The sequence below is a fragment of the Verrucomicrobiaceae bacterium genome (genome assembly GCA_016713035.1).
In the GTDB taxonomy this organism is placed as follows: domain Bacteria; phylum Verrucomicrobiota; class Verrucomicrobiia; order Verrucomicrobiales; family Verrucomicrobiaceae; genus Prosthecobacter.
On record JADJPW010000001.1, the window covers coordinates 1,593,830 to 1,607,261 of the forward strand.

Sequence of the window (13,432 nt, forward strand, 5' to 3'; positions counted from 1 at the left end):
CAAAGGATGCGCTCTTGAGTGTCGACGCTGGCGCGAGGTTTGTCTGCCGGATGAGCTTCATGTGAGCGCTTTCTGGTTTGGAGCTACTCGACGAAGACGAACTCACGCGTGTTAAACAGCACCCAGCTGAGGTCGCGGGGGGTGAGGCCGTTGCCGAGGGCGGCGACGGAGTCGGCGAGTTCGTCCTGAGTGGGTTTGCGGCTGAAGAAGCTCAGATAAAGGCTTTCGACTTGCTGCTCGGGTGTTTTTTGGGCGGTGGCGGTTTGGATGACGAGGGAGTCGCTTTGACCGATGACGCGTTGGGCTTCGCCGTTCATGAGCATGAGCACTTGGGGGATGCTGCCTTCGTCGCTGCTGCTGTCGGCGATCTGGCGGTCGCTCTGGCCGAACATGCGGAGGAAGTGCTGGTCTTTTTCCGGCTGCGGTAGTTCGCTGGCGCGGGCGAGGACGAGGCCGTTGCGGATGGGCGGTGTGATTTCGACGCTGTCGTCGCCGTCGGTGTTGGCGGCCTGCATGGGGCGCTTCTTTTTGTTCTTTTTGGGCGCTGATTTGGCTCCGCCATATTGGCGCATGCCTTGAGCGGCTTTGGCGATGTCGGCGACGATGCTTTCTTTGGTGGCGTCTTCGCCGAAGTTCACTTTCATGACTTTGGAGTAAGTCTCGCCGCGATGGGCGTGGAATTTGTCCACGTCGGCGCCGACGACGAGGGTGGCGCAGGAGTCCCAGGCCTGCTCGGCGCTCATGCGGCGCAAAACGGGGCCGGGGAAGAGGTAGGGGCCGCCGTCGGCGATGTCGTAGCTGGTGGCTTCCCGCTGATAGGCCTGGGTGTTGTAGAGCAGGCGTATGAACTGCTTCATGTCGAACTTCAGCCGCACCATCTCACTGGCGAGGTGGTGGAGTAGGGCAGGGTTCACACTGGCGGCGGGGTCGTCGAGGTCGGTGACGGGTTCTTTGATGCCGATGCCGAAGGCCCGCTTCCACAGGCGATTGGCGATGGTCATGGCAAAGCGCGGATTGTCCGGCGAGGTCATCCACGTGGCGAACTGGGTGCGGAGGTCTTCTTCGTTTTTGGTCTGGACGCCTTGGTAGGCCTTTTTGGTCTTGTCGTCGCTCCAGGTGACGAGTTTGGGCTTCACGGGGTCGCCAGGTTTGCCGTCGGTGTATTTGTAGTCGTCGGGGAGTTTGAGGTCGTTTTCGCTGCCGTCGGCGACGGCCATGGCATTGACGCGGAGGATGTTTTTGGCCTGCTGCTGGAGCCGTTTGTCGTCGATAGACTGGAGCACTTGGCGCATTTCTTTGCCGTTGTAGCCAGCATTGCCGCGTGTGCCGTAGGTTTCGGTAGCGCCAAAGAAGGCGGCCATTTCATAGAACTGGCGCTGCGTCCAGTCGGCGAAGGGGTGGTCGTGGCACTGGGCGCAGGAGACATTGGCCCCGAGGAAGGTGCTGAGGGTGAGGCTCAAATTATCGAGCCGCATGCCGGCGTCACGCAGGAGGTAACCGGTGGCACCGTTGTCGAGCAGTTTGCCGTCGGCGCTCATCATGTTGCGCACCATTTTGTCCCACGGGATGTTGTCGTTGATCTGGCCCTTCAACCAGTCCTGGTAGGTGTAGAAGCGTGCTTTCTGCGCCACGTCGGCCACGCGGAGCATGTCGGCTAGGTAGTTGAAAAGATGGCTGCGGTAGCCGTCGGAGCCGAGGAGCCTGGTCGATGACCTTGGCCCGCTTCGAAACGCTGGTGTCGGTGATGAAGGCGAGGGCTTCCTCCCGTGTGGGGATGCGGCCTGCGATGTCGAGATAGACGCGGCGGATGAACTGCTCGTCGCTGGCGAGCGGATTGGGCTTTTGGCCTGCTTTGGCGAGCACACCATCGACGAAGAGGTCGATGCGTGCGGCGGCCTGGGCGAGATTGGGGTCGGCGGGGATGCCGAGGCCTTCGGGTTTGAGCTTTTTGGCGGCTTCTTGATCTGCGGCGCTGAGTTTGGTGAGTGGAAGGCGGTGGACGAAGCCGTTGCGGACCTGGAGGAAGATGTTTTCGCCCTCGATACCGCGGAAGGTGGCCTCGATCTTGCGGCCCTGTGTGTCGGTCCAGGTGCGATAGACCTCATTTTCTGCTCGGAGGCCGCTGGTGAGCAAGGTGAGGGCGACTAGGGGCAGGATTGTCAATTTCATGGCGTGAGTGGGGCATGAAACGACGAGTCGGCGGGCAAGTTGCGGGAGGTTTCCGCCTGATTGGGCCTGACGGGGGGCAAAACGCGATGTCGAGGGGGTCTTTGAACAGAAAATGTCCAGTTTTGTCAGTTTTGGATAGCATCATATTTATAATTTCTTTGGACATTGTATTCAAATTGTAATAAATTAAGTTCTATTAACCAACATGGCCTCTTTTCTCGAATCCCCCTCTGTTTTGCGCCACGGTCGTCTTCCGACGCAATTGATCGTATGGGTTTTTACCGCCCTGGGCGCATTTTGGCCGCTAGGGAGTAGCCAGGCTGCGACCTCGAGCATTGTAGGCTTTTACAACTTGGATCTGCCCTCGGGGAACTCGGCATGGGTGTGTGGATTGGTTACGGCGAATGCCTACGAAGGGGCCGCGGCGACTGTGACGGCCGATGGGGATGGAAAGGCGCTGGTGCAGTTCTCAGCCCCAGGATGGACGGTGGGGCCTTTAATCAGCATTATGCGGAGCCGCTTTCAGGCGGGGGTGCCGGGCTGGCACTGGATATTCTTTGGAATACGGAGGATACGCTGAAACTGGACACGACACCTGCGGAGGCTGGATTGACCAATGGCATGGTCTTTGTGGTGCGGAAGCACACGACGCTGGGTGGCCTGCTGCCGGATGGCGGTGGATTCACGCCGTTTAGCGATACGATCAGTCTGTTTGGCAGCAATGGGCTGCAAACGACCTATTTTTACAGCAGCTTCTCCAATACCTGGATCACCGTGCTGGGGGTGGACTCGACGAATGTGGTGGTGCGGCCTGGACAGGGATTTGTGATACAGGTGGGCACGGCGAAGGCGGTGCTCTTCGGCAAAGGCGAGGTATGCCATCTGAAGACCACGCCGACACGCATCCGGGCCCATGCGAATGTGCCGAACATCATCGGCGCGATGAATCCGTTGGGGGGGACCAATACGACGCTGGGAGCACTGGGGATCACGACGAGCTTACAGCCCTTCAATGACTCGCTGGTGACGCTCAATCCAGGCAGCTTGACGCAGACAGGCACTTACCTGAGCACCGGCAGTAGTCTGATGAATGTCGGCACGGCCCAGAATGGCGACACCGTGAACGTGAGTGCCGGCACGGGTGTGGTGATCAATGTGAACACAGCCAAGAACGTGCAACTGGCCCCAGTGGGCGTAGCCCCCTGATGAGAACCCTGCAAAACACACGAGTAAGCCCATGAAACTCTCCTCGATCCTTTTTGGAATGACGCTGGCGATGACCAGCACCGCACTGCAAGCAGGCACGATCACTCTAAGCAGTGTGGGTGGTGCGAAATTCACGACGAAAAATGGCACCGCGCTGCCTGCGGGCTGTGCGGTGCGGCTGGGCACCTTTTCATTGCCTGATGAGACGCGTGACGCGGTACTCAATAGCCAGGGCGACTATGCGTGGCTGAAATCGGTCTTCTCGCCGCTGGCAGAGGGTTTTGTCGGTGCGGGAGCTGCCGACCAGGCGGATGGAGCAGGCTCCGTGCTGCGTGCGAATGGCTTCCCTGCTGCGGGGGATCTCTTTGGCTCGATCACGAACATCAGCGCGGCGTATTTGCCACCGGGCACGCGGCTGTATGTGTGGGTCTTTAATCATGCTGATCCTGATCAAGCGACGCAATGGGGACTCTACACTGCGCCTGAGTGGACGGCACCGCCAGAGCTGGGGAATCGCACGCTCAATACGGGGGCCAGTGTCTCGACGCTCCAGGGTAGCACCGCCACGGGGCAGCTCCGCCTCATCGATGTGCCAGCGACGTATGGGAACTGGGCTTGGCAGAATTACTCGATCAATGCCCCTGCCACTGTGACGAATAATCTGGCCGACCCAGATGGTGATGGAGTGCAAAACATCGCCGAATATGCGTGGCGGCTGAATCCTGCGGCACGCAGCGATCCGCGCACAGAGCTACTGGCGCAGACTGGTGGTGGCACGGTGACTTTCCGCTTCAAGCGTCCGAAAAATCTGCCCGGCGTGACGGTGGTGGCAGAGTGCTCTGCGGATCTGAAAACGTGGCAGCCTGCGGCAGCGGCTGTGACTGCCACGGATGCTGATTTTGACACTCTGGAGAGCACCGCCAGCAGCGCCACGCCCTGCTTCTGGCGGGTGCGCTTTGATACGGCACCGTAATTTTTATTTTCCGCACTTTTCGCCCCAAAAAACATTCCCTGCTCTGATATGAAAAAGCTCGTCCTCACTCTCCTGGCCCTAGTAGCCGCGCAGGCTGCGCAGGCCGCCGTGTCCATCTCTGTGACTAGCCTCGCGGAGTCTCCACTGGGGCCCAAATTTGCTACGAGCGACGGGAATCTGCTGCCTGTGGGCAGCGTGATCCGTTACGGCAGCTTCAATACCAGCGGCGGAATGTTGCGCTGATGCAGACGAGTAGTGACTACACGATGCTGAATTCACTTTTCACACCACTCGCTGAGGGAGTGCTGGGAGCGGGCACGCTGTCCCAGTCCGGCAATCCAGGAAGCATGGTCATCGTGAATGACTTCATGACGCCAGGCGGATTCATGGCGGGATTCAATAACATCAACTCATCATACCTGCCGACAGGCACCCAACTCTACGCATGGGTCTTTAACAGCTCCAGCCCGATCACCGCGACAGAGTGGGGTATCTTCACCGCCTCATCCGGCTGGTTCTTCCCGAATGATCTGGGCTCCGAGACGCTGAACAACATGGAAATCGACACCTATGTCCGCGGCAGCAGCACGGGCGATATTTCGAATAGCGACCGGCTCATGCTGGTGCCGCTGCCAGACTCGCAGGGGGCCGTGTTGCTGCTCAGTGCAGGATTGGCGCTGCATCTACGCCGTGCCCGCATGATTCGTTGAGCTGGTTTTTCCTTTTTCTCTTTCATGAATATTCGCACCATTCTCATCGCCTTGGTGGCGGTGGTCCGCCCCTCACAGGGTCTTACGGGCAATCCGTAGCTCGTATCTGGAACGAAGAGCTTCTCGATGCCATCCGCCGCGACGTGCCGAATCCGCCAGGACATGCGCGGAATCTGCATCACGCAGCGATGGCGATGTGGCAATGCCTGGGCGGCTTACTCGACGACGGCGGTGGGATATCAGTTCAATGAAAAAATATCGCCCTTGCCCGTGGATATCGAACCGGCCCGACATGAGGCGATCAGCTACGCAGCGTATCGCGTGCTGCGCAGTCGATTCGCCGCCAGTGTCGGAGCGGGCACCACGCTACCGAGTCTGGATGCCACCCTGACCGGACTCGGATACTGACTAGCTTTTGGCCAAGGAGCCGTGACCAGCGGCACCACACCAGCCGAAGTAGGCCGTCGTATCGGCCAGATGGTTTTGAATTGGGGGCCTACGGATGGTTTTAGCAACACCACGCATCCACAGGCCTATACCAGCAGCGTGAATCCGAACATGAGCGTCCCCATGAGTGTGCTGGGCACGAATGTGAACTTCCAGCCCAACATGCCTCTCGGCTACGGCATCCCTCAGGCACCGATCCAAATCTCTGGCAGCCGCTCGATCTCAGTACGGCGTCACACAAAATGGCATCCCCATTCCCGGCGGGGCGCAGTCTTTGTCGGGTGCAGGATTGAGCACGAAAGCCTTCAGCCTGACACGTCCGGAGCAATCTCCTCCCGTGGATCGACATCGGCCCACCATCGAAGCTAAGATGCCAGGGAACCCAAGCAGCACTGATGCGCAGTAAGGCTGGTGGAATCGATGTGCTGCAAAAAGTGCCGTGCTCAACGACACCGGCACCATCGACATCTCACCCGCCTCTTGGGGCAACAACCCAATCGGCACAGAGTCTGGCACAGGCTACGCGACGAACCCCGTCACGGGTGGCACCTACACGGCCAATAATGTGCCCAAGGGCGACTTCTACCGCGTCCTCGCAGAGTATTGGGCTGATGGACCACACTCTGAGACACCGCCCGGTCACTGGCATGTCATTGCCAATCAAGTCGCAGACATGCCCGGCTTCTCCAAGCGCCTCCGTGGCACCGGGCCAGTCGTCAATGACCTGGAATGGGATGTAAAGACCTACATGTCCCTCGCCGGCTCTGTCCATGATGCAGCCTGCGCCGCATGGAGCCTGAAGCGCTACTACTCCGGCACACGCCCCATCACCATGATCCGCCACATGTGCATGAAGGGCCAGTCCAGCAATCCCAGCGGCCCATCTTACCACACCGAGGGCATCCCACCCAAACCGATGTCGTCGAAGTCATCACCGCCGCCACCGCAGGCTCTGGAGGCAAGCATCAGAGCATCTGGAGCGTCGCACTCAATAGCTACCAGCCCGGCACAAACTACATCGGCCAAATCGCCGTCAAATCATGGCCAGGCGAGCACCCGAATAATCCACCTGCTAGCTCTGGCCTCCCCGCGACGAACCAGAGCACCGTGCGCTGGATGCTGACGTGATTGGCTGCCCCTTCCAGCGGAAGACCTTCAACACACCTGCCTTCCCCGGCTACATCAGTGGTCACTCCACCTTCAGCCGTGCAGCGGCAGAGTCTCTAGCCCTCATCACGGGCTCGCCCTACTTCCCTGGTGGCTTCCACCATCATACCTACCTCGCCAACACCATGCAGATCGACCTAGGCCCTAGCGTGGATATCGACCTCCAGTGGGCCAGTTACTACGATGCAGCGGATCAGGCTGGTGCCAGTCGGCGCTATGGCGGCATCCATCCCGTCGAAGATGACCTCCCCGCACGTATCGTCGGCTCCACGGCAGGCATCACGGCATTCACCAAGGCAGAGAAATTCTGGCTCGGCACCATTCAGAGTGAGACCGTCATCCCCTCGTCACCATCCAGTCCAATGGCGATGCACTCATCACCTGGACACAGACTCTCGGGCGTTACTACAAGCTCCAAGAGAGCACCAACTTCTCCACCTGGACGGATAGCACGAGCCGGATCTTCGCCACCAGCACCAGTGGCAGCTTCACCGACACCGCACCCGCCGCAGGCATCGCCTACCGCATCATCGAGGTCACACCCAGCGTCGCACGCGTCTGGAACGAGCTCCTCCTCGGAGCCATCCGCCGCGACGTGCCGAATCCCCCCGGCCACGCACGCAACATCTTCCACACCGCCGCCGCCATGTACAACGCCTGGGCCGCTTATCACAGCACCGCAGTCGGCTTGTGCAAAACGAGAAAATCAGCCCCCTTCCAAGCGACATCGAAGCTGCACGCCACCAAGCCATCAGCTACGCCGCCTACCGCGTGCTGCGCACTCGTTTCCTCTCCAGCATCGGCGCCGGAGTCACCCTGCCACAGTTCGATGCACAGATGACCGCCTTTGGTTACTCGCCCTCCACCGCGCAGGCAGCACTCACCTCCCCTCACCACACCCGCCGAGCTGGGCAAGCGCTGCGGCCAAGCCGTCCTCACCTGGGGCACTGGAGACCAATTCACCAACACCACCTATCCGCAGGCCTACACCACCGCCGTGAACCCAAATATGGACCCGAACCTCAGCCTCAGCGTCCTCGGCAACAACGGTGAATTCCCCACGCACTACAACATGCCCTCGGCGTCGGCATCCCCACCAATACCGACCCCAATTTCTGGCAACCCCTCGCACTCTCTGCCAGCGTGACCCAAAATGGCATCCCCACACCTGGCGGCATCCAGGGCTACGTCGGCGTCCAGGGACTCGCCACACTCCCCTTCTCCCTCACCCGCGACAACCCCGTAATGCCATGGATCGACCTCTACGGCGGCCCCTCAAAGCTCAGCGTCCCTGGCACCCCCAGCAGCACAGACTCCATTTACAAAGAGGGAGCGCTCAGTGTCATCCGCGCCTCCAGCGAGCTCAATAGCACCACCACCATCAACATCTCCCCTGGAGCCATCGGCAACAACACCCTCGGAAACGATGACGGAACCGGCTTCGCTACCAATCCCATCACCGGTCTGCCCTACCCCACCAACAACGCCACCAAAGGCGACTATTACCGCGTCCTCGCCGAGTTCTGGGCTGACGGCCCCACACTCCGAGACACCCCAGGTCACTGGCAAGTCCTTGCCAATGAAGTAACGGACGATCCCGCTTTCGTGAAGCAACTCCGTGGTAGCGGCCCCGTGCTCAACGACCTCGAATGGGATGTGAAAACCTACTTCACGCTCGCCTCCGCCACTCATGATGCCGCCTGCGCCGCCTGGGCACTCAAGCGCTACTACTCCGGCACACGCCCCATCACCATGATCCGCTACATGGGCACCAGAGGCCAGAGCAGCAATCCCTCCGGCCCCAGCTACCACATCCAGGGCCTGCCACTCGAGACCGACGTCTGCGAAGTCATCACCGCAGCCACCACAGCCACTGGCGGCAAGCATGAATCCATCTGGGACATGTACACCCACAGCTACCAGCCCGGCGCATGGCACATCGGCGAGATCGCCGTGAAATCCTGGCCCGCAGAGCATCCAGATAATCCCGCCGCCAGCACTGGCCAGCCCGCCATCTATCAGAGCACCGTGCGCTGGATGCTGGCCAAAGATTGGGTCCCCTTTCAGCGCAAGACCTTCAACACACCCGCCTTCCCCGGCTACATCAGCGGTCACTCCACTTTCAGCCGTGCGGCGGCAGAGGCGCTCACACTGCTCACCGGCACGCCGAACTTCCCCGGCGGCTTCCACCACCACACCTACGCAGCGAATAGCATGCTCATCGACCTCGGACCCGCCGCCCCCGTCGATCTCCAATGGTGCACCTACTACGACGCCGCCGATCAGGCAGGACAAAGCCGCCGCTGGGGTGGCATCCACGTGCCAGAAGACGACTACCATGGCCGCGTCATCGGCGCAGAGGCTGGCACCAGCGCTGCCACCCTCGCCTTTAAATACTTTGATGGCAGCATCCTCACGGAAGCCCTCATCCCAGAGCAGATCTATGGTCCCAGCGGCACGGTCACCCTCACCTGCCCGATGCGCCGTGGCCTCTACTGCCACTGGGAATACAGCACCGATCTACAAACTGGACAGCCCTCACCACCACCTCTCAGGCCACCGAAACCACCATCACCACCACCGACACAGCCCCCGCAGGCATCCGCCGCTTCTACCGCGTCCGCTACGATGCAGCCCCGTGAGCCACGGCGATCGCTGCGTGATGCCTCTTGTTCTTGAGGAAGCCAATCGCGCCTCTTTCGTCGGCAGCACGCAAGATGGTTACTTGGTCAGAACTTCGCTTTGCTCACGCCTCGACCGACGTCATTCCTTTGACCGAGCAAATGGGTGCATGCACCTCACGGCACGGTGGTGAAACGATAAATCGTCTCGCTCTCGTAGCGCTCTTCGGGGCTGAGGAGTGTGGAGGGAAAGGCGGGCTGATTGGGTGAATCAGGGAGGTGCTGGGGTTCTAAGCAGAGGCCGCTGCGGTAGGCGTATTTCACCCCACCTTTGCCCTGCTGAGTGCCATTGAGAAAGTTGCCACTGTAAAACTGCATGCCGGGCTCCGTGGTGAGCACTTCCATGAGCCGGCCACTGATGGGTTCGAGCACGCTGGCGGCGAGGCGCAGTATGCCGGGCCGGCCATCAATGACAAAGCAGTGGTCATATCCACGGCCACGCACGATTTGCTCGTCAGTTGTAGAGTCGATGCGGTCGCCGATGCGGCTCGGATTTCGGAAATCGAGCGCGGTGCCCTCCACATCGGCTGTGTGGCCGAGTGGGATGAATCCGGCATCGACGGGGATGTATGACCGGGCGGAAAGGCAGAGCTTATGATCGAGCACGGTGCCAGCGGCATGCCCAGCGAGATTGAAGTAAGCGTGGTTGGTGAGATTGACGTGAGTCCAGGCATCGGTGACGGCCTGGTAACGCAAAGATAGCTCTCCTACGGCATTCAGAGTGATCCACACACGGGCAGTGAGTGTGCCAGGATAGCCGTCTTCACCATGCGGGCTCACACGGGTGGAAGCAGACGCCGCCTTCTGTTTCCTCAGCGTCCCACAGATGCCGTCCGAAGCCGACTAAGCCACCGTGGAGATGATGCGGGCCGTCATTGCAGGCGAGCTGGTCGTGTGCTCATTTACGGGTAGGTGCCCACCCGAGATGCGGTTGCCATATCGACCGACTGTGCAGCCGAAGTAGGAGCTGCCCTGTTCGTAACCCCGCACGTCGTCGTAACCGAGGGTAATGTCTTGGAGCTTGCCGCGGCGGTCTGGGGTGTGGAGTTGCACGATCGCTGCGCCGTAGTCGGTGAGGGCCAGGCGGATGCCATTGGCAGCCTTTAAGGTGAACAAGGATGCCTCGCGTCCGTCCGCGAGTTTGCCGAAGGCTGTCTGGTAATCTCGATCATGGGGGAGGTACATCGTAGGCCGCTGTGAGGATGGAGCAAACGGCTTCCACCTGGGATTGATCTGAAAACTCAGGCAGCATTGTGCACGATGCCTCTCAGTGCCGAGGCTGACATCATGGGCTGGAGCATGGCGAGTGCTGCCCGGACACAATTGGCATCTGCTCGGTGACGATTATGCACGAGGAGGACATCGGTGGCGAGCGGAGCGAGCGGGGCCGTATCTGCGTAGCTCTCCAGCACCGGTGCGGCATCTAGGATGATCCAGTCCACATGCCCCTGGGCGCGGCTGATCCAGGCACGATAGCCATCCAGCAGATCACTAGTGGCGTGCGCTGGCAGATCCAAGCCTGGGAGGAGATAGAGGCTACTACTGCCATGGCGGAGGTGCTCGAGGCTGGTGGCCCAGGCACCACGCCCTGTGCTGCCACCATACGGCGGGAAGCACTCATGCAGCAGGCCAGAGCGTGGATGACACTCCATGAGGAAGACGCGTCTGCCGAGGTGGCAAAAGGCAGCGGCGATGGCAGCGGAGAGTAATGACTTCCGTTCCCCACTGAGTGAGCTGGTGATGAGTACGATGCCACTGGTGCCAGTCTGACGAGGAGACTGGCGCTCTAACTCGGAGGTGAGCAGATGGAGTGCGCTACTCGCCCCGACGGGCTCCGGCTTCATCATCTGTTCCAGGGCTCTCTCTGGTGAGGCGGCCCGTACCCATGGAAAAGTGACCAAGGGCTGCGGGATGAGCTGAATGGAGCGTGTCTTATGCATTGGCTGCTGCATGACTGGCTGCAAAGTGGGCGATTCTACGACAGTAAGCTGCTGCGAGGATTCCTTTGGCCGATGCAACGAACTGCCGAGAGCTCTAGCAACACTGAGCACTCCACGACGCAGATCGAGAGCTCGCATGAGCATTGGAGCCATGGAAAACACGAGTCCGAAAACGGTCACAATCGCCGCGAGTGCGAGCAAAGACCCCGTGCGTTGGGTGCGTGTGGGGATGCTGGCGAGGTTTTGCACTCGGAGCTGGCCTAGGCCGTCTGTTGGCGATGCTACGGCAAAACGGGCGAAGTCGTTCAGGATGTTCGCCGCGAGCGTGGCATCTGAATCGGTGAAAAAGAGCTGCAGGGCATTTTTTTCTGCCAAGTGCTCGATGCGGAGGTTTTTCAGCACCTGCGTAGCGAGCGCAGCACGGGCAGCGGTGCCGACTAATGCGGGATTTTCACGTTGGGCGATGATTTCGACGACTTGCGCTGGGAATCCAGCGATGAACCGCTCCATGATGGCCGGATCACGCAGACGGCTCATGTGATGACTCAGCAGCATGGGGACACTCAAGGCAGAACCGCCAGCTTGTGCCGGCTGGTCCAGGGTGAGCCGCGCTTCTGCCTGAAATCTCTTCTCACGCCCTCCTAGCCAGGCATAGACCAATGCCCCGAGGCACATTCCCGCGAGCAGCCGCAGCATAAAGCCGCTCTCCAGCAGCGAGAGCAGTCCACTACGCTGATTTGACTCCACAGGGAGAAAGGCCTGCGGCTCTAACACTGGAGATACGCCACTGCTCGGTGCCAGAGGGTGCAGCACCTCGTGCTGGCAGTGGAGCTGTAGTTCAGCGGCATAGGAGGTGCTTTTTGACCCCAGGCACCTCTGGATAGGGGGTGTTTTTTGAAGTCAGTTTTTGGGAGCGAAAAAACGATTGTTCGACCTTCCTGCCATGCTTTGCAGAGGGCTTGTTTCGCTTTGAGGCGCTGGGATTCGGCTGTTTGGAGGCTGTGCAGGTGCCTTTTCTGACTTTCAGCACCCTTTACGGGTGCTTTAGCGAACCATACAGGCATAGCGGTCCATGTTGTAGACCAGATTGCTGAGGTGGTTTGTGCTGTGTGGCTCGTTTCAATCAATGCTCCGACATAGATCGGCTCCCATCTGCGCCATTCGCGCGAAGATGTGCTCTACCCTCACGCATCCGGCTGATCGTGTGATTGGTCTGCATTTCAGCTTCGCTCAGCGGGTGACCTCGTGTGGCTTTGCGCATCAGAACTCCTGCGCGTTGAAGCGATGAGATACGCCTCGTGCTCCGCGCTGTGATAGGCCGAGTCGGCGAGCACGGCCTGATCTTTGTCATCGAGCAGTTCTTCAAACACCTGGCTGTCGTGGACACTGGCGGGCGTGGTGGTGGAGTTGATGATGATCTTGGTTTTCAAGTCGGCCTTCATGGTTCTTCCAGCCGTAGTGCAATTCGTTGTTCTTCTTCGTCCAGCGTGCTTCGCTGTCTTTCTGGCGGCCCACGGCGGGGTTCTCGTCGAACTCTTCAGGGCGTTCGCCCTGCTTGATGCGCTGGTTCGCCTCGCGGCTGTTGCGCTGGCGCGGAGCTTCCGTGAAGCTGGCGTCCACGATGCTGCCTTCTCGCGCGACGATGCCTTTGCTTTCGAGCATCTGGCCGAAGGTGTCGAAGAGTTTGCGACCGCCTTCGCGACCGTCCTCTTCGATGCGTTGCTCGAAGTCCCGAGTGCTTTGGCGTCAGGGATGTCGTCGCCGATGCGCCGGACGAGGAAGGCTTTAAAACTGGTGCGGTCAAAGATTTGCTCCTCGGTGGCGCGTCGCTGAGGCCCGTGGAACTTCTGTGGGCAAGGACTTTGTACATCAGCACGGGTCGAACGGGGCTTGCCGCCCTTGGTCCAGTCGCGGGTGGCGTAGCCAGTGAGATCTTCGAGCAGCGGACGGAAACTTTCCCAAGAGATAACGTCGCGCAGCTTGAGGATGCCGAGGGTTTGGCGGCGACGGCCTGCTATGTTCAATGGCGGAGAAACAGTCCGCCGCCTCGTTCTGTCTTGGTAGCGCTTCATGGCCCCTTTATGGCCTATGTTTGCTCTCGATCAACGAATTGCCTGGAAAGGAGGTTTCCAGAGGTGC

Annotated in this window: 13 protein-coding genes and 1 pseudogene; 9 read left to right on the forward strand and 5 right to left on the reverse strand. The window is 60.0% G+C overall.

The features are described from left to right. Positions 1-83: 83 nt before the first annotated feature. Positions 84-2,169 (reverse strand): annotated as a pseudogene (locus IPK32_06830) (DUF1549 domain-containing protein). Positions 2,170-2,649: 480 nt separating this feature from the next. Between IPK32_06830 and IPK32_06835 the strand changes: the two are divergent. The 8 genes from IPK32_06835 (at position 2,650) to IPK32_06870 (ending at position 9,351) form a co-directional block, all read left to right on the forward strand. Beyond that, positions 2,650-3,375: a hypothetical protein gene (locus tag IPK32_06835; GenBank protein ID MBK8091693.1), complete on the forward strand. Its 726-nt coding sequence runs from the start codon at positions 2,650-2,652 to the stop codon at positions 3,373-3,375. 31 nt (positions 3,376-3,406) lie between these two features. Then, complete coding sequence (locus IPK32_06840; protein ID MBK8091694.1) at positions 3,407-4,348, forward strand: hypothetical protein; 942 nt, start codon at positions 3,407-3,409, stop codon at positions 4,346-4,348. Between the two features lie 48 nt (positions 4,349-4,396). After that, positions 4,397-4,591: a hypothetical protein gene (locus IPK32_06845; GenBank protein MBK8091695.1), complete on the forward strand. Its 195-nt coding sequence runs from the start codon at positions 4,397-4,399 to the stop codon at positions 4,589-4,591. Further along, positions 4,591-5,058: a hypothetical protein gene (locus IPK32_06850; protein ID MBK8091696.1), complete on the forward strand. Its 468-nt coding sequence runs from the start codon at positions 4,591-4,593 to the stop codon at positions 5,056-5,058. The genes IPK32_06845 and IPK32_06850 overlap by 1 nt, the downstream gene beginning before the upstream one ends. A gap of 162 nt (positions 5,059-5,220) precedes the next feature. Continuing rightward, complete coding sequence (locus IPK32_06855) at positions 5,221-5,466, forward strand: hypothetical protein (GenBank protein MBK8091697.1); 246 nt, start codon at positions 5,221-5,223, stop codon at positions 5,464-5,466. A 478-nt stretch (positions 5,467-5,944) separates the two neighbouring features. Then, entirely contained in the window at positions 5,945-6,628 is a 684-nt protein-coding gene (locus IPK32_06860) for a hypothetical protein (protein ID MBK8091698.1), read from the forward strand. Between the two features lie 891 nt (positions 6,629-7,519). After that, a complete protein-coding gene (locus IPK32_06865; protein MBK8091699.1) occupies positions 7,520-7,819 on the forward strand; it encodes a hypothetical protein in 300 nt (99 codons plus the stop codon). Beyond that, positions 7,816-9,351, forward strand: a complete 1,536-nt coding sequence (locus IPK32_06870) for a vanadium-dependent haloperoxidase (protein ID MBK8091700.1) — start codon at positions 7,816-7,818, stop codon at positions 9,349-9,351. The genes IPK32_06865 and IPK32_06870 overlap by 4 nt, the downstream gene beginning before the upstream one ends. A 119-nt stretch (positions 9,352-9,470) precedes the next feature. Here the strand turns inward: IPK32_06870 and IPK32_06875 are convergent, their stop codons facing one another. The 4 genes from IPK32_06875 to IPK32_06890 form a co-directional block, all read right to left on the reverse strand. Beyond that, positions 9,471-10,133 (reverse strand): galactose mutarotase, encoded by a 663-nt coding sequence (locus IPK32_06875; GenBank protein MBK8091701.1) that lies wholly within the window; start codon positions 10,131-10,133, stop codon positions 9,471-9,473. Between the two features lie 63 nt (positions 10,134-10,196). Then, positions 10,197-10,538 (reverse strand): hypothetical protein, encoded by a 342-nt coding sequence (locus IPK32_06880; protein MBK8091702.1) that lies wholly within the window; start codon positions 10,536-10,538, stop codon positions 10,197-10,199. A gap of 56 nt (positions 10,539-10,594) precedes the next feature. Continuing rightward, the gene (locus IPK32_06885; GenBank protein ID MBK8091703.1) at positions 10,595-12,106 is read right to left on the reverse strand and encodes a hypothetical protein; all 1,512 of its coding nucleotides are present in this window, start codon (positions 12,104-12,106) and stop codon (positions 10,595-10,597) included. 407 nt (positions 12,107-12,513) lie between these two features. Further along, positions 12,514-12,735, reverse strand: coding sequence for a transposase (locus IPK32_06890; protein MBK8091704.1), 222 nt, complete (start codon positions 12,733-12,735; stop codon positions 12,514-12,516). Between IPK32_06890 and IPK32_06895 the strand changes: the two genes are divergently transcribed. Then, a complete protein-coding gene (locus IPK32_06895; GenBank protein MBK8091705.1) occupies positions 12,734-13,126 on the forward strand; it encodes a hypothetical protein in 393 nt (130 codons plus the stop codon). The genes IPK32_06890 and IPK32_06895 overlap by 2 nt on opposite strands. Positions 13,127-13,432: the final 306 nt, after the last annotated feature.

What these genes read in the sequence shown, in the direction of transcription:
- IPK32_06835 (MBK8091693.1), top strand. Translation starts at nt 2,650, where the DNA reads ATGGACGGTGGGGCCTTTAATCAGCATTATGCGGAGCCGCTTTCAGGC.
- IPK32_06840 (MBK8091694.1), top strand. Translation starts at nt 3,407, where the DNA reads ATGAAACTCTCCTCGATCCTTTTTGGAATGACGCTGGCGATGACCAGC.
- IPK32_06845 (MBK8091695.1), top strand. Translation starts at nt 4,397, where the DNA reads ATGAAAAAGCTCGTCCTCACTCTCCTGGCCCTAGTAGCCGCGCAGGCT.
- IPK32_06850 (MBK8091696.1), top strand. Translation starts at nt 4,591, where the DNA reads ATGCAGACGAGTAGTGACTACACGATGCTGAATTCACTTTTCACACCA.
- IPK32_06855 (MBK8091697.1), top strand. Translation starts at nt 5,221, where the DNA reads ATGCGCGGAATCTGCATCACGCAGCGATGGCGATGTGGCAATGCCTGG.
- IPK32_06880 (MBK8091702.1), bottom strand. Translation starts at nt 10,538, where the DNA reads ATGTACCTCCCCCATGATCGAGATTACCAGACAGCCTTCGGCAAACTC.
- IPK32_06895 (MBK8091705.1), top strand. Translation starts at nt 12,734, where the DNA reads ATGGTTCTTCCAGCCGTAGTGCAATTCGTTGTTCTTCTTCGTCCAGCG.
- IPK32_06890 (MBK8091704.1), bottom strand. Translation starts at nt 12,735, where the DNA reads ATGAAGGCCGACTTGAAAACCAAGATCATCATCAACTCCACCACCACG.